The organism is Embleya sp. NPDC050493, assembly GCF_044458105.1.
GTDB lineage: Bacteria > Actinomycetota > Actinomycetes > Streptomycetales > Streptomycetaceae > Embleya.
This window is the reverse complement of record NZ_JBITHP010000003.1, coordinates 86,701-106,018: the sequence shown is the minus strand read 5'-3', so window position 1 is coordinate 106,018 and position 19,318 is coordinate 86,701. Positions and strand designations below refer to the sequence as shown.

At 68.3% G+C, this 19,318-nt stretch carries 16 protein-coding genes and 2 pseudogenes; 12 read left to right on the top strand and 6 right to left on the bottom strand.

All coding sequences use genetic code 11. The features are described 5' to 3' along the window. Positions 1-125: 125 nt before the first annotated feature. Positions 126-1,460, bottom strand: coding sequence for a hypothetical protein (locus ACIBM5_RS07280; RefSeq protein WP_396005852.1), 1,335 nt, complete (start codon positions 1,458-1,460; stop codon positions 126-128). Beyond that, the gene (locus ACIBM5_RS07275; protein WP_079026817.1) at positions 1,460-2,287 is read right to left on the bottom strand and encodes a ParA family protein; all 828 of its coding nucleotides are present in this window, start codon (positions 2,285-2,287) and stop codon (positions 1,460-1,462) included. The genes ACIBM5_RS07280 and ACIBM5_RS07275 overlap by 1 nt, the downstream gene beginning before the upstream one ends. Before the next feature lie 847 nt (positions 2,288-3,134). Here ACIBM5_RS07275 and ACIBM5_RS07270 point away from each other — a divergent pair. After that, positions 3,135-3,572 (top strand): annotated as a pseudogene (locus tag ACIBM5_RS07270) (putative immunity protein); the annotation flags it as partial. 3,310 nt (positions 3,573-6,882) lie between these two features. Then, positions 6,883-7,329: a nitroreductase family deazaflavin-dependent oxidoreductase gene (locus ACIBM5_RS07265; RefSeq protein WP_396005851.1), complete on the top strand. Its 447-nt coding sequence runs from the start codon at positions 6,883-6,885 to the stop codon at positions 7,327-7,329. Positions 7,330-8,618: 1,289 nt separating this feature from the next. Here ACIBM5_RS07265 and ACIBM5_RS07260 read toward each other — a convergent pair. After that, complete coding sequence (locus ACIBM5_RS07260) at positions 8,619-8,972, bottom strand: VOC family protein (protein WP_396005850.1); 354 nt, start codon at positions 8,970-8,972, stop codon at positions 8,619-8,621. Positions 8,973-9,371: 399 nt separating this feature from the next. Between ACIBM5_RS07260 and ACIBM5_RS07255 the strand changes: the two genes are divergently transcribed. The 6 genes and pseudogenes from ACIBM5_RS07255 (at position 9,372) to ACIBM5_RS07230 (ending at position 12,999) form a co-directional block, all read left to right on the top strand. Beyond that, a complete protein-coding gene (locus tag ACIBM5_RS07255) occupies positions 9,372-9,491 on the top strand; it encodes an aldo/keto reductase (RefSeq protein ID WP_396005849.1) in 120 nt (39 codons plus the stop codon). A 41-nt stretch (positions 9,492-9,532) separates the two neighbouring features. Next, positions 9,533-9,637 (top strand): annotated as a pseudogene (locus tag ACIBM5_RS07250) (aldo/keto reductase); the annotation flags it as partial. 94 nt (positions 9,638-9,731) lie between these two features. Further along, positions 9,732-9,923, top strand: coding sequence for a hypothetical protein (locus ACIBM5_RS07245; RefSeq protein ID WP_396005848.1), 192 nt, complete (start codon positions 9,732-9,734; stop codon positions 9,921-9,923). Between the two features lie 342 nt (positions 9,924-10,265). Beyond that, positions 10,266-10,448: a hypothetical protein gene (locus ACIBM5_RS07240; protein WP_396005847.1), complete on the top strand. Its 183-nt coding sequence runs from the start codon at positions 10,266-10,268 to the stop codon at positions 10,446-10,448. Between the two features lie 558 nt (positions 10,449-11,006). Then, entirely contained in the window at positions 11,007-12,236 is a 1,230-nt protein-coding gene (locus ACIBM5_RS07235; protein WP_396005846.1) for a hypothetical protein, read from the top strand. Further along, the gene (locus ACIBM5_RS07230; protein ID WP_396005845.1) at positions 12,220-12,999 is read left to right on the top strand and encodes a hypothetical protein; all 780 of its coding nucleotides are present in this window, start codon (positions 12,220-12,222) and stop codon (positions 12,997-12,999) included. The genes ACIBM5_RS07235 and ACIBM5_RS07230 overlap by 17 nt, the downstream gene beginning before the upstream one ends. A gap of 444 nt (positions 13,000-13,443) precedes the next feature. On the opposite strand, the gene ACIBM5_RS07225 is transcribed toward ACIBM5_RS07230, so the two are convergent. Next, positions 13,444-14,772, bottom strand: a complete 1,329-nt coding sequence (locus ACIBM5_RS07225) for a serine hydrolase domain-containing protein (protein ID WP_396005844.1) — start codon at positions 14,770-14,772, stop codon at positions 13,444-13,446. Between the two features lie 110 nt (positions 14,773-14,882). Here ACIBM5_RS07225 and ACIBM5_RS07220 point away from each other — a divergent pair, with 110 nt between their 5' ends. Continuing rightward, the gene (locus tag ACIBM5_RS07220; protein WP_396005843.1) at positions 14,883-15,980 is read left to right on the top strand and encodes a sensor histidine kinase; all 1,098 of its coding nucleotides are present in this window, start codon (positions 14,883-14,885) and stop codon (positions 15,978-15,980) included. After that, positions 15,968-16,615 carry a response regulator gene (locus ACIBM5_RS07215; RefSeq protein WP_391584316.1) on the top strand — a complete coding sequence of 216 codons (648 nt, stop codon included), beginning with the start codon at positions 15,968-15,970 and terminating at the stop codon, positions 16,613-16,615. Before ACIBM5_RS07220 ends, ACIBM5_RS07215 begins: the two co-directional genes overlap by 13 nt. 91 nt (positions 16,616-16,706) lie before the next feature. Here ACIBM5_RS07215 and ACIBM5_RS07210 read toward each other — a convergent pair whose 3' ends face one another. Beyond that, positions 16,707-17,387 (bottom strand): GntR family transcriptional regulator, encoded by a 681-nt coding sequence (locus ACIBM5_RS07210; RefSeq protein ID WP_396005842.1) that lies wholly within the window; start codon positions 17,385-17,387, stop codon positions 16,707-16,709. Between the two features lie 99 nt (positions 17,388-17,486). Here ACIBM5_RS07210 and ACIBM5_RS07205 point away from each other — a divergent pair, with 99 nt between their 5' ends. Further along, on the top strand, positions 17,487-18,026 hold the full coding sequence (locus ACIBM5_RS07205; protein ID WP_396005840.1) for a YbhB/YbcL family Raf kinase inhibitor-like protein: 540 nt from the start codon (positions 17,487-17,489) through the stop codon (positions 18,024-18,026). A gap of 14 nt (positions 18,027-18,040) precedes the next feature. Next, on the top strand, positions 18,041-18,994 hold the full coding sequence (locus tag ACIBM5_RS07200) for a hypothetical protein (RefSeq protein WP_396006363.1): 954 nt from the start codon (positions 18,041-18,043) through the stop codon (positions 18,992-18,994). Between the two features lie 164 nt (positions 18,995-19,158). Here ACIBM5_RS07200 and ACIBM5_RS07195 read toward each other — a convergent pair whose 3' ends face one another. Continuing rightward, positions 19,159-19,305, bottom strand: a complete 147-nt coding sequence (locus ACIBM5_RS07195) for a hypothetical protein (RefSeq protein ID WP_396005838.1) — start codon at positions 19,303-19,305, stop codon at positions 19,159-19,161. Positions 19,306-19,318: the final 13 nt, after the last annotated feature.

Genomic DNA, 19,318 nt, shown 5'->3' with positions numbered 1-19,318 from the left:
CCCGGGCCGCGCGGGCCCGGCGCGCCCGCGCGCTTCCCCCCCCCCCCCCCCCCCCGCGCCCCCCCTCCCCCCGGCCGGGGGGGGGCCGGGGGCCGGGGCCCCCCCCCGCCCCCCCCGACGGCGGATTACTGCTGGGGCGAGAAGATCTCGGGGCGGCCGAGGGCGCCCTCGGCGTCGAGGCGTTCGAGGAACAGTTCGACGGCGGCCGAGAACAGATACACGACCAGACCGCGCTTCTCGGTCGCGGTGAGTTCGGTGTCCAGATCGCGCGCGAGTTCGTACACGGCCGGGCTCACCCGGTAGCTGGAGGACTGGCTGGGGTCGGTGATTCCGCCCCTGGCACGCAGGAACGAGCGGATCATTTCGATCTGCTCGTCGTTGTCGTCGGGGAGTTCGAGCAATGCGGCGTTGAGGTAGTGGCCGAGCGCCAGCCGCCGGTTCTGCGACGAACGCTTGTCGGCGGTGAGCCGCTTGCCCAGGCGCGCCTTGACGTCGGGCAGGAGCCGGAAACCCCAGGTCTCCCAACCCTTCGAGTTTATCCGCGCGTCGAGAAAGCTATCGAGCAGCGAAGCGTGCGCCGACCGCTCGTCGGCGGAGCCGGTACCGACCGGGGTCGGGGCGGCCGGTGCCGGAGCGCTGCGTCGGGGTGCGCGGGCAGCCGACGCCTTCGCGGGTGCGGACGCCTTGGCGGGCTGGGCCGGAGGAGCCCGGACCGGCTCGGGAGCACGGGGTGCCGGTTCGGCCGCGGGAGCCGGGGCCTCGGCCTGGGCCTGGGCCTGGCCCTGGGCTTTTGTGGGCTCGGGCTCGGCGGCCGGCCTGGGCTCGGGTGCCGGTTCGGCGCTGAGAGTCGGGACGTTCGGGGCCGGCTCGGGAGTCGGTTCCGGGCGGGCCGCCACGGGGAGAGGCTCCGGAGTGGGCGGTGCGGTGGGCGCCTGGTTCGGGGCGGGCTCGACGTGGGCTGCCGGCTCGGGCTGTGGAGCCTGGGCCGGAGCCGTCGGTTCCGGGGTGGCCTGCGCGGTCATGGTCCGGGTGGGCTCCGCTGCGGGTTCCGGGGTGGGTGCCGCGACCGGCTCCGGCGTCGGTTCCTGGGCAGGCTGGGACACGGCCTCGGGGGCCGGCGGCGCCTCGACGCGCGGGGCCGCCGGGACGGTGGCCTCCTCGGTGGCGGGTGCCGCCGCCGCGTGGACGGGCTCGGGCTCCGGGGTCGGCTCCGGGGTCGGCGCGGGTGCGGGAGCCGGTACGGCAGGCGCCGCGTTCTTGAACGGCGGTCCCGACGTCGTACCGCCGGATCCGCTGCCGCCGCCCATCTGTGCCAGAAGCGCCGCCGTCGAGTCGGTGCCCGAGTTGAGGAAGCTGCCGTTCATGGCGTCCTGGAGCGCGGCGGCCAGGACCGACGACTGGACGGCAGGCGCCTTTCGCGCTTTGGCCCTCGACTTGGGCGCGGGCTTCTCGTCTGTCATCAGGCTGCCTGCTTCACACGGTCGAACAGTTCGATGGCCAGCTCGGTGTAGGCAACGCTCGCGGCGATGTTCGGTTGCTCTATGCAGACGGGGCGCCCGATTTCGTACGCCTGCGAGATCCGGCTGTCCCGGCGGATCTGCGTCTGGAAGGGGTCGAGGCCGTAGTCGGCCAGCCGCTGCTCGACCTGGTCGTCCTCGCTGGTGCGGCGGGACGGGGCGTTGGCCTTGTTGATGACGGTGCCGATGAAGCGTGGCTCGCACTCGCCGAGGGTGCGCTCGGACGTGGCGGCGGTCAGGCCCTTGATCACGGCGGCGCCCTGGACGGTCGCGTACAGCGGTTCGCACACCGCGACCACGAAGTCGGCGGCGGCGAGGGCGACCGCGGACAGAGCACTGACGCTGGGCGGGGTGTCGATCAGGATGATCGTCGGGGTCCGCCGGATGGGTTCGAGGATGCGCCGCAGGATCCCGGTGGTGGAGAAGTCCATTCCGGCGATCTTGCGCTCGGCGTCGACCATCGTGCTCTGCACCGAGCCGAAGAGGCTGAGGCTGCCGGTGGTCTCGAAGGACTTGAGCAGCTCGCTGCGGTCGAAGATCATCTCCGGCACGTCGGGCGTCATGCCGTTCAGCTGCGCATAGAGCGCGAAGCCGACCGAGCGCTGGGGCTGCGGGACCACGCCGAGTGCGACGCCGGCCTGCGCCTGGGGCTCCAGGTCGACCACGAGGGCGTGAAAGCCGTTGATCGCCAGAGCGCTCGCGAGGTTCACCGTCGTTGTCGTCTTCCCGGGACCCCCCTTCTGGCTGGCCACCGCCACTACTGCACCCATCGTGCGTCCTCTCAAGTAGAGCCGACCGGCCGCCTGCGGGAGCCGGGTTTCTGCCGGTGGCCTGTCAGAGCCGTCCGCTGCACCTGACAGGGAAGACGACGTACCTCCGGGGTAGCTGCTCGATACTTCCGTCGGAAGCCCGAAAGCGCAACGAACCAGGATCTAGCGGGCAGAACCTCCAAGACGTCCTTGAGGGGTCCGGCCTAAGTTTTGTCTGTCAGGTTAGCAGCGGATTCTCAAAATTCACTGTGACACTCGGAAAACCCACCCGTATGTCCCGGTTAACCCGTTTGGTCGGCCGAATCAACGCCCCCAACAGGCTCTTTTGACGCACGAATTGCCGATGGAACTCTCGATTTATAGGTCACCCGTTCGACATATCGAGACACAGCCCGAATGGTCGACCCGGCCGAGCTCCAGACGACACCCGGACGGGCCGGCAACTTCACCCCTCCGGGTCCGTGTGGGGTCGGTCTCGGGTCGGTCTCGGGCTCGTGGGTCGGGGGGCGTGGGTCAGGTTCGTAGGTCAGGTCCGCGTCTCGTTCTCGCGTCTCGTTCTCGCGTCTCGTCTCGGACCACGACTCGCGATCGGCGCCTGAGCGGTATGTGGGTGACGGGGAGGGCTGCCAACGGGGCATGATGCGCATCGAATCCGACCGGGAGCGGGTCTGGGCCAGGAGCATCGGGCGAAAGCGGCGGGTTCGCGGGTGGCATGTGGTGGGCAGCCCTGTCGGTGTTGCCCGGGAGCGGCTCCGGCCGTGACCGAGCTGCTCCGCTTTGGCCGCGGCCACGGCCAGAGTCGCTGCGGCGGCCATGCCGCGCGGCGAATGCGGCTTCGTATCCGCCGGTCCTCGCGCTCTGGGCTGCCTCGTGTGCGGAGCACGTCCTGGGCCTCTTCGAGTCGGCCCGGCCCCGGGATTCGCGGCCACGCCGGGCGATCGAGCATGCCCGGGCATGGGTGCGTGGTGAGGTCGAGATGATGCAGGCCCGCGCGGCTGGTGGCCATGCGATGGGGGCAGCCGGAGACCTGCGGGGAGCAGCGCGACATGCCGCCTACGCCGCAGGCCAGGCCGGTGTCGTCGCCCACGTCGCCGCTCACGAACTCGGCGCGGCCGCCTACGCGATCACGGCCGCACGTGCGGCGGCCCCGGAAGGCGAGAGCGAGATCGCGGGACGACTCGAGTGCGAGTGGCAACGCAATCAGCTCCCGGAGGCGATCCGCGAGCTCGTACTTGACGACCAGCGGTTGCGAAACGACATCTGCTGGTCGGTGTTCGACTGCTGAAGCGGAACTTGCACGCCCCTGACGGGCGGCCCAATGAGCGCTATGCATCGTGAAGTTGCCGGTTGGGCGTCGGGTGTGGCCGGGCTCGGGATGCCCGCCCCGGCTGCGGGCGGATGACTCCCGTCGACATCGTCGGCCGGGGCGCGATGTCGCGGTCCGTCGGAACCGGCAGGGTGCCCTCACGACCGCGGTGACCCACTTGGACTCGACGCCTACTCTGCCGAGCGCGTGCGTGCTGCCCAGCGACCGAAGCCCCGTGCTCGACCAGCACCTGCTTGCCTTCCTGGCCGCCTGGCCGCCTGGCCGCCTGGCCGCCTGGCCGCCTGGCCGCCTGGCCGCCTGGCCGCCCGGCCGCCCGGCCGCCTGGCCGCCTGGCCGCCCGGCCGCCCGGCCATTCGTCCGTGCCTGCCCGCCTGCCTGGCCGCCTGGCCGTCCCGCCGTCCGTCCGTGGCTGCCCGCTCGCCCGCGTCCCGGTTATGCCCGTACCTGTCTGCCCGGTTCGACTACTCGGCGGCTGCCTGCTTGGCCACCCACGTATCTGCCCGCTTGCTCGTCCGTCAGCCCGTCAGCCCGTCAGCCCGTCCCTCTGCCGCGCCAGCTATCCGTGGTCCGGACTGTCGGTCGGGTCGGCCATCCGACCGTCTGGGCATTCGGGTGCTCGTTCGGCTGTCCGCCCGTCGGCGCGTGTGTTCGTTCACCCAGTGGTGGTTCGGCTGTGGCATGCGACCGGCGGTTGCCCGTCGGATCGTTCTGTCGTCCGTGAGGGCTCCACGGCGGCCGATCCGTTGTTCGGCTGTGGGCTTTGCCCGTCCAGGCCGTCACAGAGCCGCAGAGAGGCCCTTCCGACCGCAGATCCGTGCGTTGTTAGCTTGCGTGTGTCGGCCGCACGCCGACAGGAAGACCGGCCCGACCGTGCGTTGCTCCGACCGCCGGTTGCTTGCGAGCGCCGTGGTTCGAGTGGGCCATCGCGCCGGCCGCACATAGCATCGGCCGTCCGGTGAGCCGCAGCTCGGTTGCTCGTAAGACCGTCGGATCGGTCCGTACGTAGGCCCGGCCGCTGACTCGGCGACCGAGTGCGTGTTCCGTGGACCGACCAATCCGCAGATACGTCCGGTCGGTCAGCCACCCGTCGTACGGCTCAACCATCCGCCGTTCCGGCCGCACACCCGCCGTCGGCAACGCAGTTCGTGCCGTCCGCAGAGCGTGTCCTGCACCCGACCGTTGTTCCGCCGAGCCGCCCGCCCGAACGGTGATCCGTCGCTCGCTCCGTACGCCCGAAGGCAGACCCATCCGAAGGCAGAGCGTTCGATCGATCGCTCCGGTCATCCGCCCACCCGTACGTCCGTCCGGTCACCCACTCATCCAGCCATCCATGCGGCCGTACATCGCAAGGCCCACCCCACCGCCCACCCGAACAGGCGGCCACCCAACCACAGATCCATTGCGCCGCCCATCCGCAGCTACGCCCGGCCAACCATCCATCGTTCGTATCGCCCGTAGTTCCACCCACCCACCAGCCCGTCCGAATGAACGCCCGACCATCCCAACATCGCTCCGCCCACCCGTACGTACGCCCATACACCTACACGCACATTCATAGCTCCAGCCGCACACTCACTGCTCCGCCCACTGCTCCACCCGACCACTCACCCGTTCATCCATCCACCCACACATAGTCACACCCGCTGCTACACCCGTATCAACATCCATCGCTCCACCCCTACATCCGACCGTCCACCCATCCATCCACCCATCCCTACATCCATCCATAGCTCCATCCGTACGTCCGAACGCATAGTCACCCATCATTACACCCAGCCGCAGAGCCGCACGTCCATCGATCCGCACACACCAACACCCATACATCCGCCGTAACACACACCCGCACACCCGCCCGCACAGACGCCGTTTTAGCGTTGCAGTTCACCGCACAGATTCCGTAGTAGAAACGCGAACATGGCACGTCACTTCCTAACGTGCACCATGCCATGCAGCTTACGCTCTACTTAACGCAACATACTCAAGGACACTTCTAAGAACAGTCTGCCGAGTAATTTACGCTCTAGCATCCGCAACATGCTGCGTTGCATAAGTTGTGAACTTGTGAAACACGCAGGTCAGAACCCTCGACTGGCTGGATCATCCGCGTCGGGCTCGGACGCAAGAGGTCCTTGTCCCTTGGTGTCATGCCATACAGTCGGGCACCAAAAATGGCGCCCGTATGGACCTCTTGATCGCCTGGCAGCAGCACGCGAGTCCTGCCACCAGCGAGGCTCTTCGAGCCTTCTCTCCTTACTGTTTCACGGCCGGGCAACGATGAGAACCAGTCCCGCTGCTGGAGCGACTGTCAGCCCCTTTGGCTTTAAGCCTCGACCTCTCGCCCCCACTACTGCCATCGGGCCGGGCTCTTCAGGATGCCCTGAGGTGCCATGCGCACACTCACCAGGGCGGGGAAACGAACAGCACCAGCCTCGTCTACAGGTCATCGGATCGAAGCAAGGGGCGTCGCGTCCCAATCAGCGCGGCCGGGTCGGATGTCGCAGGTTCCACGCACCTTCGGCGCGACCCACGAACATCACTCGGAATCCAAAACAACCCCTCCGCAGGTGACAGTCGGATCCTCGACCTACCCATCGCTGCGTTCTTCACAGCGTGCCAAGTGGCCGCCGTACCGGCGTCCGGGCCGGCCCGCGATCGCGCAGATGGCCGCCCGTGCGGTCGGAATCTCCGTCACCCGAACGAATCGATCCCCCACGCCCATGCTTCCGGACTCACACCAGGAGTCGCCCAACCATCGTGGACTTGGACTGGCCGGGTATCCGAGAAGCCACTCTCTCCATTCGCCCGCGCCTCCGATACATCAAGCACCCTGGTCTCCCCAACCTTCCCTTCTTGTTCGCCAACCGGCACGGTCGGTTCTTACGAGTGCGGGGGTCTTCCCGGCCGAGGTGGTGGAGCTCGATCGCCGGCAGGGGCTGCTCGGAGACGTGGCGCCTCGGTCTAGCGAGTCGGCCGTTTCCGAGATCGCTGAGGGCGTAATCAGCCGACTCCGCACCCCCCGGCGGATCCGACTGCCACGCACCTTCGACAGCACCCACCTTCGACCGGCGGAAACGACACATCGGTCCCATCGGATCGGTCCGTATTTCCGCCTTCCCAGCTTGCTCCTGGGCGGACTGAGCTCCCTCATCCCTCGGCATCGCGATCGATCCAGTCTTCGCTACTCGGGGCAGGGTGCTTGGATCAGGTCACTTGCGCTGGAATGGTGGGAATACGCAGCATAATCCGCAAGCGACGACGGGTGGACACCATGCCTCTCGAGGGCGACTACGGGCCGAGTCCGGCTCAGTGGATCCGCGAACAGGTCGAGTTGTACGAGAGTTCGGGGGGCACGCAGGGGACGACGCTTTGGGACACGGGCCTGCCCGTCGTCATTCTCACCACGCGCGGCGCGCGGAGCGGCAAGCTTCGCAAGATCCCGCTGATGCGCGTGGAGCACGAGGGACGGTATGCGGCCGTGGCCTCGAAGGGAGGCTTCCCGCGTCATCCGGACTGGTACTTCAACCTCAGGTCCGACCCGCACGTGGATCTCCGGGACGGTGCCGTATGCCAGGACATGATGGCCCGTGAGGTTGCCGGGGACGAGAGGGCCGAGTGGTGGGAGCGCGCGGTCGCCGCGTTTCCGACATACGCGGAATACCAGGAGAACACCGACCGCGTGATCCCCGTCTTCGTGCTGGACCCATGTGCGTGGTAGGGCCGTACGGTCTTGCAAGAGCCTGCCCTCGGCATGCGAAGGGACGAAGGCCCGGAGTGGCAGGGGCATTTGCCGAGGTCTGCACCTGCGCGTCGAGTCCGGACCGCTTTCGGGCATCGAGCTCGCATCCGACGACCCCGGCGCCAGGATGATGGTATTTGTCCTCGTTGCCATGCGGGACTTGCGGCGCGACGTGTTCAGCGAGACCACCCGCAATGCACACGCCGTCGGCCGGACCCTCCGCCGCGGCCAACCACTCGCTCGCTATCACCGCACCGCTCGAACTCAACCTTGCCGCACCGGGTACCGCGAGACTTCACCCAGTCACCCAGTCACCCAGTCACCCAGTCACCCAGCCGTCCGGCGGCCAACGGATCCGGCCAACGAATTCAGCCAACCCGCCGCACCGTCCTCAACGTCCCTCGGACACCCCCTCGAAGCCCTCCCGTTTGTACGCGGACGCACGCGGGCGAGACGATTCGCCAAGATCGATCCGAGATCCGTACCTCGGCAGCCGAGAGACCCCTTCTGACCTGCGCATATGTCAGAATCCCCGTGTAAGCCAGTATCCACCGGGGGTTGGTGTGATCCTCTATGCATTCCCGCTCTAGCCTCTCAGAACGGCACACACGGCATCGCCGCAGGTCAGAGCGTCGTTCAGGGATGCGTCATACTCCTGACAAATGCGTCTATTTGATCTGAACCCCAGTTGGCGCCTGAATACACGTTCTTAAACCGGTTGATGCGAAGTCGTACGCCAAGCCGGGAGGACGGGTCCCCAAGGACGGGTCCCCTGTGGTGAGGGTCCGGAAGGCATCGTTCGGACAGAGGCCGGCCCCCGCTGGTGTGATCGCGCAGCTGGGCCTCGCGGACCCTTCGCGCTCTACCCCATCGACCTGGCGGCGGCCGAGCGGATGGAGACGCGGGCGGGGTGACGCCCGGCGGCGAAGGAGCAGGGTGGAATGAGCTTGCTCCGCTTTGGCGGACAGCGTCTTTGTGGTGGTCAGGGCGCGAGTACGGCTTCGTATTCGGCGGAGCCGCGGTAGCCGAGGCTGCTGTGCAGCCTGCGGATGTTGGCCTCGGCGCGTGCGGCGGCCCGTGTCGGCCGGGGCCGGCTCGTAGGTCGTCCGGGCCGAGCCGCGCATCGTCAACGCACCAGCCGGAGCCATGCACGGACCACGGTCGTCGAAGGGGCACCCGGCGCAGCCGGGTCGGCGAGCAGCGGCTGGGGCAGCTGCGGGTGGGCGAAACCGTCCGGCACCTCCGCCCGAACGGCTGCCCGGCCCGGCTCAGCTCTTCCGTTCACCCAGGACGCAGAATTCGTTGCCCTCCGGGTCGAGAAGGGTCACCCAGTGCTGCTCGCCCTGCACGGTGTCGGCGCGCCGGGCACCCAGGGAGAGCAGCCGGGCGACCTCGGCCTCCTGGTCGTCGGGGCGGAAGTCGGGGTGGAGCCGGTTCTTCGACGTCTTGCCCTCGGGGACAGGCACGAAGAGCAGCCCCGGCATCCGGTCCGGCTCAGGCCGGATCTCGATGATCTCCTCGGACTCGTCGACCACTACCCAGCCGAGAGCCTCGGCCCACCAACGCCCGAGGGCGATGGGGTCGGAGGAGTCAACGATGATCTGTTCCCATTCGAGTGCCATGGGCGTGAGCATAAACGGGGTCGGCCGGCTGCCGGGGCTGGGGGTAAGTACCGTCGACCGCCGGTCCGGTGCGCGGATCGTATCCCGCAGAGCGGTGTAGTAGCGCGATGTGGTGGCAGCAAGTCGCGAGAAGTGATCGCCGCTACACCACTCCAGGGGGCACCACCTCGGCCCGTTCCCAGGTCGATTCGAGGGTGGCGAAAAACGACTCGGCGAGTGCGTTCCCCCAGCACCGGCCGGTGTGTCCTACCGAGAGTCGGATGCCGAAGTCTGCTGCGAGCAGGGCGAATTCGCGGCCGGTGTACCGCTTGGGTTCAAGGGGTCGTTGCAATACCGCTTGCTTGCAGGAAGGCTGCCCAACCTCGATACCGGCTCCCGGCCAAATTCGGGCTCGGCTGTATGGGCATGAGCTTCTTCTACGGTCAGCCACAAGACACAGCCGAGATGACGAAGCTGCTGCGGGCGGCCGTTGACCACGGCGTGGCGTTCTTCGACACTGCCGAGGTCTACGGACCGTAACCGAAATCATTCCGACCTTGGAGGAACTGGGCATCGGTCCGGTGCCCTACAGCCCGCTCGGCAAAGGATTTTTGACTGGCGAGATCGATTCCAGCACGTCGCCGGCGGACGACGACCTCCGTCGCCTGCTCCCGCGCTTCAGCCCTGAAGCACGGCAAGCCAACCAGGTGCTGGTCGACCTGCTGCGGCAGATTGCCCACGAACAAAGGAGCCACGCCGGCCCAGGTCGCTCTCGTCTGGGTGTCGGCGCAGGAGCCGTGGTTCGTGCCGGTCTCCGGCACCACCAAGCTGCACCGCCTGGAAGAGAATCTGGGCGCAGTCGACGTCGAACTGACAACCGGCGGCCTACATCGGATCGAAGAGGCCGCCGCCAACATCCGGATCCAGGGTGAACGTCTCCCCGAGCAGTTGCAGTCACGGTTCGGCTGCTGAACCCGCCCGGCTTTCCGGGCGTCCAGACGGCGTCATCCACGGCGATCAACCGCGGGCGGCTCCGACCGGGTCGGTTCGCGCGGCCGCCCTGCAAACGATGGCGAGGTCCGGTTGGTTGTCCGGGCGATCATTGATGGCGTGCGTCCGGCTGCTGCTTGATGCGCTGGTGACGGCGGCCTGAAGTCGATTGCCAGGGGTCTGCTGCTGCGTGACCATCGTCGGATGGATAGGGACGCGGGTCGGAAGCTGATGCGGGTTGTGCAGACGTGTTCTGCCTACCCGTCGCAGTGGGACGCTTGGACGGTAGACGGCCAGTACTTGTACCTCCGATACCGGCATGGCGTGGGTTGTGTCGAGTGGCATCCCGGCCCTGACGATGATGCCGAAACGCCGGACTCGTGGAACGAGGGCCTTTCGGGGGTCCTGGCCGAATGGGACGACGGCACCGGCGGCGGCGTCATCAGCCTTGAGGCCTTCCTCGCGGCAGCAGGCCTGGTGTTGGCGCCGGGTGCCTTGGCGAGCTGAGGTTGTGGCACCCGTTCTGGTGCGGAGCCGGACGACGAGCGCGACCGCGCGCACACACGACCGGCCGAACAACTCCTGGCGGCTGCCTTGTCGGCCGTGGCGCACCGGCCCTTGGGTGTTGCGACGGCTTGTTCGACGAGGGCTTGCGGAGCTTGGAAGCCGAGTGTTGAAAGCCGGGTCGACGGCGGGTAGTTCGGTCTTGGGCGGCGGGTTGATCGGAGCGGGTTCGATGCCGTCGACTGGCAGTTAGGGCAGAGCACAGGCATCACCCACCGACTGGTACAGCCCGATTGCCGCGAGCCGTCCGCCCGTCCGCCCCATCTGCCCGGCCTCCCGGCCTCCCGGCCTCCCGGCCTCCCGGCCTCGCCGAGCGGCTCTTTGCACCGCGTCCGTGCAGTAGAACCCCGTTGCCCGCTGTCGGGGCCCGTGAGAGCATCAAGGTTCAACGGTCCGTCTCCTTTCATTTATGCTTCGCAACGCGAATGAGAGTGCGGGCCTTTGCCATGTCCACGGTTTTGAGCAAATTCGTTAGGGTCTGCGAATGGCAGGTACCGTTTGATGTCCGCGACAGAGCCGGCCGAAGCCTGCATCGAGGATGCGAGCAACATCCTGGTTGCGCCTTCGATGTTGCACGATAATGACTTGATCAGGGAATTCTTCGGGTCCACAATCACGCCGGAGGACCTTGCTTCCGGTTCGCCCGACCTCGCGCTGAAGACTGTCTACCTGTGTGGTGATATATCCGGGATCAGCCGCCGCCAACTGCATGCGGCCGCTCGGGTATTTGTTATCCGGGAGCTGGCACACGGTTACCGCGAGGACGAGGACACCCCGTGGACCTTCGTCGATCTCGGCCGAGTTCCCATCCGCGTGCATGGCGTCGGCGTGTATTATCGCCGCTTTTTCGGGCTCGGTGCGGATTACTTCGGGCGGATCAGTGCAGAGCATGCGTTCCAGTCCCTGACGGAGTCCACCAAGCCCGGAACAGCCCATCGCAGTGGAATCTATCTGACGCACGTCACACGAGACGGTGACGAACTACATTTCCGCCTGCTCCGGTGCTCCACGAACCTCTCGGGGCCGACCGAGAGCTTTCGCCCGACCGATACGCGCATCGTCGAGGCTCTGAACCGCGAGGCCGCCACCGTCTTCCGGAACCAGGCACCGCTGAATCACGTCCTCGCGCAGATTTACCACAACACCCTTGCCACGGCCGAGCGCAAGCAGTCCAAGGCCAAGATCTCGGCCCACGCCGACAAGACCAAGGACATGCCCGTCAATGGCATCATGGCCTTCTGCACGTTCTATGACGGGCTCGACAAGCTACAGCCCTTGGCCGAGGACCCCTTCGACTTCGGGGTGAAGGGTGCGGGCGGGCTGACCAAACTTCACTTCCGCCTCAAGGAGCCAACCGAAGGACGCGACGAGGTCGCGCTGCCCACGCAGTTCACCCTGACTCTCTATCCCGGCTCCGTGTTCTTCATGCCGCTGTCCACCAACCGCCTGTATACGCACGAAATCCGGCCGTCGACGTTGGACGCCGAATTGCTCCCGACCCGCCTGGGCTACGTGGTGCGCTGTTCGAGCGCCGAAGCAGTTCACAAGAACGGTCAGACGTTTCTCAAAGTGGCCGGAGACTTGCTGAAGTTGGGGCCGCCCACACCGGACGGCATGAACGAGCTGCGCAGGCTGTACGCCGAGGAGAACAGGACCTCGTCCGTCATCGATTACGGCGACGAACTTCTCTTCAGTATGAACACGGGAGACTACGTTGCCCCCCGAATCTAGGATCTCGGAAGAGATCCTCTCGTGTGCTCTGCCGGCCGAGGAGAATCTCTTTGCGGAGCTGTCCGCGTCGGCTCGTTGGGAAGACGTGGGAAAGGGCCGACGAGGCGCCGTGCTTGCCAGGGTCGACGAGGCGGGGGGTGTGCCTCTCGTGCGTACCACGACTCGATACAGCAGCCCGGCGCAGCGTTTCCGGGAGGTGCACGAACGGCTGGCGCAACAGGTTCAAGAACGTGCGGGGCTGTCGGTCGGCTTCAACAACGCTCTCATCGAGAGCTACACGAACGCTTACACAACCATGGGCAGCCACTCCGACCAGGCCCTCGACCTGGCCGATGAGTCGTTTATCGCGGTCTTCTCCTGCTACCGGCATCCCGAAGCGAGCCCGCCGAGGAAGCTGATCTTCGCATCAAAGGAGTCCGAGTCCGGTGGCGAGACGTTCGAGATCACTCTCGCCCACAACAGTATCGTCGCGTTTTCTGTCGAATCGAATCGGCGACTCCGACACAAAATCGTATTGGACGCGCCCGCCGTCCGGACGGCAGACAATCAATGGTTGGGTGTGACCTTCCGAACGTCAAAGACCTTCGTTCGGTTTCGCGACGGACATGCATACCTCCCGCAGGGTGCGCGCCTCGTGTCGGCCGACGATGAGCAGAAGCACGAGTTTTACCGACTAAGGCGCCGTGAGAACAACGAAACGGACTTCACCTATCCCCTGCTGACATACACCGTCAGCGAGAGCGATCTGCTGCCGCCCGTCTGACCTCGAGGGCGCCGGACCGGGCCGGAGAACCTGAGGGGACGGCAGTTGGCCCTGGCTGTGCCGGAGCCGGAGCCGGAGCCGGATTCGGAAAACGGGCCGCGGCGTTGCGATTCGTCGAGGTGGCAGCGGTTGTGGAGGCCGACGCGGCATTGCCGATCGGCGTTCGGCCCGTGCGTGCTCCCGCGTCGAATGCCGGATGAATTTGGTTGCGATGGGCGGCTGGGGCCCGGTGAGGTACCTCCATGGACGGGGCTGCGGCGCAGGGACGATGGGCGCGGGCGGAGAGAGGTTGTGCGGTTGCGGGGCGGCCGGCCTCGTGGCGGGCGGCGGCTGTGCTCGTTGCCCTGAGCCCGAACGTGAGAACGGGACGTGAGAGAACACCCCGCGCCGCGGGGGTCGGGGCTGCTGCTCCGATGGGCGAGGCGGTCCTGCCATCGTCGGGGGTCAATCGCTGGACAGCGCCTGGTGGGGTGGCCGGAGCGCGTCGGTGACGACCTTGTCGGCAGCGCGTTGCTGGGAGAGCGTTTCGGGCATGCTCCCGTCGAGTGCGAAGTTCATGGAGACCACCGCCCCTCGTCGGCCGTCCTCGGTGACGCCGACGGTCACGATGGAGCCCGAATCGCCGCCGTCGTGACCCCAGTAGCGTCCGCCGCCGGGCAGCGGACGCGAGACCAGTCCGAGACCGTATCGGCCGTCGGGCCAGAACGGTTCGATCTCGGGGCCGACCGGCCGGGTGGTCTTCATCGCGCTCAATTCGGCGGGGCGCAGCAGGCGTCCGCCGAGGAGTGCCCGGAAGAAGGTGTCGAGATCGCGGGTGGTGGAGACGATGCCGCCGGCCGCGTAGGCGGGGATCTGGGAGGTGACGTCGACGAGTTCGCCGTCGAAGCGCTGGTACTGCTTGGCGTGCGGCAGCCGGATCTCCGGTGAGGTTCCGGGCGAATAGGTGTGTCGCATGCCCAGCGGTCGGAAGATGCGGCGGTCGAACTCGCGGTCCCACGGCTGCCCGGTGATGCGTTCGATGAGCAGTTCGGCGATCATGTAGCCGGTGTTGGAGTAGGCCCAGCCTTCGCCGGGCTCGAAGAGCTGCGGCAGGGCGACCCCGTGCGCCACCAACTCCTCCGTGGAGTAGCGCTGATAGCGCATCTCCAGGTATTCCGCCTTCGTGTTCCAGGTCGGGATGGCGTCCTGCAGGCCCGCGGTGTGCTGGAGCAGTTGGCGGATCGTGATCGGGCGGCCGGCCACGACCCCGGGCAGCCATCGTTCGACCCGGTCGTCGAGTTGCAGACGACCCTCGCCGACGAGTTGGAGAACCACGGTTGCGGTGAAGGCCTTGGACGTGCTGGCGATTCGGAACGCGCCGTCGGCGGGGATCGCACGTCCGGTGCGCACATCGGCGACGCCGACGCGCGCGGCGCAGGTGGCCTGACGCGTCGTCGCCCTCGCCTGAACGGCCGGGATTCCCAGAGCCGATACCGCCTCGGCATTGCGATGCAGCTGCCTGTAGTCGGGTAGGTCGAAGGCGTTGGCGAGGTCGTGCGTGTCGGTGTCGCCGATGGCCGTGGTGTCGTCAACCGTCTTGCCGATGGCCGACTTGTCGTTGGCGATCGGCGAGCAGGGTGGCCTTGCCCCCGCGCCCGCCTCCGCCCCCGCGCCCGCCCTCGCCCCCGCGGCGGGTGGAGCGATCACGACGGCGGCCGCGGCGGTGCTCAGCGCCAAGGTCAGCGCCCACTTCGTCGTCGACTTCAGTGGAGCGGCGTGAAGGTGGTTTCTCATGCCGGGAAAGTTAGGCGGAGCCGGGACGCGCACCGATACCGCAGGCTGGAGGTATTTCGATACAGCGGGCTGTATTACGGGGTCGTACTCCTGTTCGCATACTGGCCGTCATGTATGGAGCGAACGCGTTGCGCGCCTGCGCCTACCTGCTCGGCAACCTGGTCGCGGCGATCGGTGGTCTCCTCTTCCTCCTCCACCCGGGGGCAGCGGGCGACTGGGCGGACCGTCGGCGGTCCGCGGCTCGGCGATGGCTCGGCGTACCGAGTGACTCCTCACCGACCACGCGCCGTTGGCTGGCGATCAACGCGTTGACCGGCGTACCGGCGGGCCTCCTGGCGCTGTTGGTTGTCGGCAACATCGTCGTCGGCGTGGTCGGTACGACCGCCTGGTGGGCGTTTCCGCCTGCCGACCGCCCGCGGTTGTGGTTCGACGTGCCGGTCGACGACTGGGGTGACGCACTGTCGTTCGGCATCGTTCAGGTCGCCGGCCTCGGTGCTGTGCTGTGCCTGCTGCTGCCGCCGCTCGCACGTGCCCAGACTCGTCTCCTCGCACCGTCACGGGCGGAGCGGTTGGCCCGCCGGATGGCCACGCTGACCCGGACACGAGCCGATGTCCTCGACGCGCATGGCGCCGAACTCCGCAGAATAGAGCGGGACTTGCACGACGGCACGCAAGGTAGGCTCGTCGCGATGACGATGCAACTCGCCCTGGCGCGCCAAGCGGTGCGCGAGGAACCGCACACGGCCGAGAGCTTGATCGAACGCGCACACGCGAGCGCCGAGGCCGCGCTGGCCGAACTCCGCAACGTGATTCGCACGATCTACCCGCCGATCCTCGCCGACCGGGGGCTGCCCGGGGCGTTGACCGCGGTCGCCGGGCGTTCGGGCGTGCCTGCCCGGCTCGACATGGGCGAGCTGGGCGATGTCCCCGCCGCGGTGGAAACGGTCGCCTACTTCACGGTCGTCGAGGCACTCACCAATGCGGCCAAGCACAGTGGGGCGTCCGCCGCCACGGTCGCGGTCGAACGCGAGGGCGGCCGGCTGCGGATTCGGATCACCGACGACGGGACAGGCGGCGCCGACGAGGCGCGGGGCACCGGGCTGGCCGGGATACGCCGTCGGGTGGAGGCGCTCGACGGCGAGGTCACGGTGGACAGTCCGGCCGGCGGCCCCACGGCCATCACGGTGGAGTTGCCGTGCGGCTGGTGATCGCCGAGGACAACGTGCTGCTCGCGGAGGGTCTACAGCTCATCCTGGCCAAGCACGGCTTCGAGGTCGCCCGGGTCGCCGAGACGGCCGACGACCTGCTCGCGGCGGTGGAAGAACACGATCCACAGGCGGCCATCGTCGATGTGCGGCTGCCGCCGTCGTACCGCGACGAGGGCCTGCAGGCGGCGATTGCGCTCCGGCGACGACGGGCGGGCTTCCCCATCCTGGTGTTGTCGCAGTACATCGAGCAGACGTACGCGACGGAGCTGCTGTCCACCGGTCACCACGGCGTCGGCTACCTGTTGAAGGACCGGGTCGGCCGGGTCGCCGAGTTCATCGACGCGCTCCGCAAGGTCGCGGCGGGTGGCATGGCACTCGACGCCGAGGTCATCGCGCAGGTCGTCCGCCGGCGGGACGATCCGCTGACGACGCTGACCACACGGGAGCGGGAAGTCCTGGGTCTGATGGCCGAGGGCCTCGACAACCTGACCATCGCCGCACGTCTGCGGGTGTCGGACAACGCGGTGCACAAGCACATCGGGCACATCTTCGCCAAGCTGGGCCTGGCCGCCGGCGACGCCGGTCACCGCCGCGTGCTTGCCGTCCTCACCTACCTGGACGCCTCGCCGCACTGACGGCCCGCGTGCAACTCGCCCGCTCGGGCAGCCGCGGCTGCGGGCTCGAGAGAGGGTGCGGTGGCCCGGCCGCCGTCTCGGTCGAGTGGCGTCACTCGTGCGGTTCGGTCTCCAGGACCATGCCTGACGTGCCGGCCATCATGCGGCGCAGGACGGCATCGGCCCGCTCGTTGTCGCGGGCCATGACCGCGTCGAGCAGGTCGCGGTGTACTTCGTCGACCGCCCGGTCGGTCCAGCGCCGCGCGTCCGCCGGAGTGGGCCGGCTCCAGCGCCGGTACAGCTCGGCCTCCTCGCGCAGGGAGGCGGCCAGGTTGCGCAGCCGGGGGTTGGCGCAGCCGGCCAGGAGAGCGGTGTGGAAGTCGGCGTGGGCGATCAGCCAGTCCTCGCCCGGCTGGTCGCCGTCGCCGCGTGGGGTCTGCTCGAAGGTGTGGTGGGCGGCCAGCACTTGGGCCTGCCATGCCAGGTCGCCCTCGGCGATGGCGCGACTCAGGGCGAGTGACTCGATCTCGGTGCGGGCGTCGGTCAGGTCGGCCAGTCCGCGAGGGGTGACGTCGGTGACCCGGAAACCGTGGTGGGCCTCGGAGCGGACCAGGTTCTTGGCGACCAGTTTGAGCAGGGCTTCGCGTACGGCGCCGGTGCTCACCCCGTAGCGCTCGCTGAGCTCGGGGAACTTGAGCCGCGCGCCGGGCCGGAGTCGGCCGCCCAGGATGTCGGCCCGGATGCGGTCGTGCACCGCCTCGCTGCGGGTCTGCTGCCCGGCTTCTCTCGCCACGGACGGATCCTACAACATTCGACAGATGGTGAAACTTTTAAAAGTGTGATTGACTATTGAAAGTCAGGAACCGCCTGGCACCGATGATGGGAGATCCCGATGGCCGGCCCTTACGACACCCTGCCCGCCGTTCCCGAGTTCGCGGTCACGAGCTCCGATGCCGCCGACGGCGCGCCGCTGTCGCCGGCGCAGTTCGCCGCCATGAGTGGCGCGACCGGCGCCGAGGACCGCTCGCCGCAGCTGTCCTGGAGCGGCTTCCCGGCTGCCACCCGCAGCTTCGTCGTCACGATGTACGACCCGGACGCACCGACCCCCTCCGGCTTCTGGCACTGGGCGGTGGCCGACATCGCCGCCGACGTGACGTCCCTCGACGCAGGTGCGGGCGCGCCCGGCGGTGGCGGGTTGCCGGACGGCGCCTTCCATGTCGCGAACGACGTGCGCGCGACCGCCTACGTCGGCGCCGCGCCGCCGCCGGGGACCGGCAGGCACCGCTACTACATCGCCGTCACCGCTCTGGACATACCGTCCGTGACCGCTCTGGGCATCACCCCGGAGTCGACCCCGGCCGCCCTCGGCTTCTTCATCGGCGGGCACACGCTCGCCCGCGCGATCCTGGTGCCATGGGCGGCGGGCGAATGAGGGCGGGGCACTCGATGCGCGGCGGCTTCGGCGACGCGCCTTCGTTCGACGACGCGGCTGCGTCCGACGGTGCAACTTCATCCGGCGGTGCGGCTTTCGGTGGCGCGACGTCGTCCGAGGCGAGCGTGGGCCGCCTCTGTCACAACGTGCTCAATCCCCTGCACACGTGCGTGTACTTCGCGCCGGAGCGGGAGGACGCGTTGGCGGTGCTCGGGTTGGAGCGCGGGACGATGGCCTACCTCGCGGGCCGCGCGGCCCCGCTCGGGGCGGTCGGCGCGGGCACCGTCACGGCCACGTTCTACAACTTCAACCACGAGCACGTGGCCCGGTACATCCCCGCCGCATGGGCCGTCACCACGCCGGAGGCGGTGCTCGCGGCCCGGCTGCGCGGCGTGGACGCGACGCTGCGGCGGCTGCTCGGAAAGGAGGCCCTGGCCTCGAAGGAGATGGCCGAGGCTGCCGGACTGGCACTGCGCGCCACGGAGGCGGGCCGCCGCGAGGCGCGGCCGCTGTACGCCGCCAACGCGAGTCTGTCCGTGCCCGAGGAACCGCACCTGGCCCTGTGGCACGCCGCGACGCTGCTGCGCGAGCACCGGGGGGACGGTCACCTCGCCGCCCTGACGGTGGCGGGCCTGTCCGGGATCGAGGCCCTCGTCCTGCACAACGCCACCGGTACGACGGTGAAGTCGGCCGTGTTCAAACAGACCCGCGGATGGTCCGCGGAGCAGTGGGCCGCCGCCCGGGGCCGGTTGTGCGAGCGCGGCCTGCTGGACGAGGCGGGGGAGATCACGGACGCGGGGTCGGCCCTGCGCGGTGAGGTCGAGGCGCTCACCGACCGCCTCGACGCCGCCCCGTACGACCACCTCGGCCCGGCCGCCACCGCGCGCCTGACCGAGTTGGCCGGCGGCTTCACCGGAATGCTCCGGGCGGCCGGCGCGTTCCCCGCGGCGCTCTTCGGCAAGGGCTGAGGGCCGCAGTCGGGTCTGTTGCCCCTGGCCTCTTGGTCGGCTTATGACGCGTGGACCGGTAGTACCGGAGGTCCGGAGGTCCGGAGGTATCGGTCCACGCGGCGGGCCTTGGCCGACGAGTCCAATTGGACTCGTCGGCCGATTGGACTCGTTTCCGATTGGACTCAGCCGGGCGGGGTCATCGGCTTGGGACGGGGCTTCGGGCGGACCGCTAGCGCGTCGACCTCGAAGAGCATGTCGGGAAGGGCCGGCGCAGCGACGCCGAGGAGGGTCTGGGCCGGCGGCTGGTCACCCCAGATGCGGGTGATCACCGTGAGGAGCGAA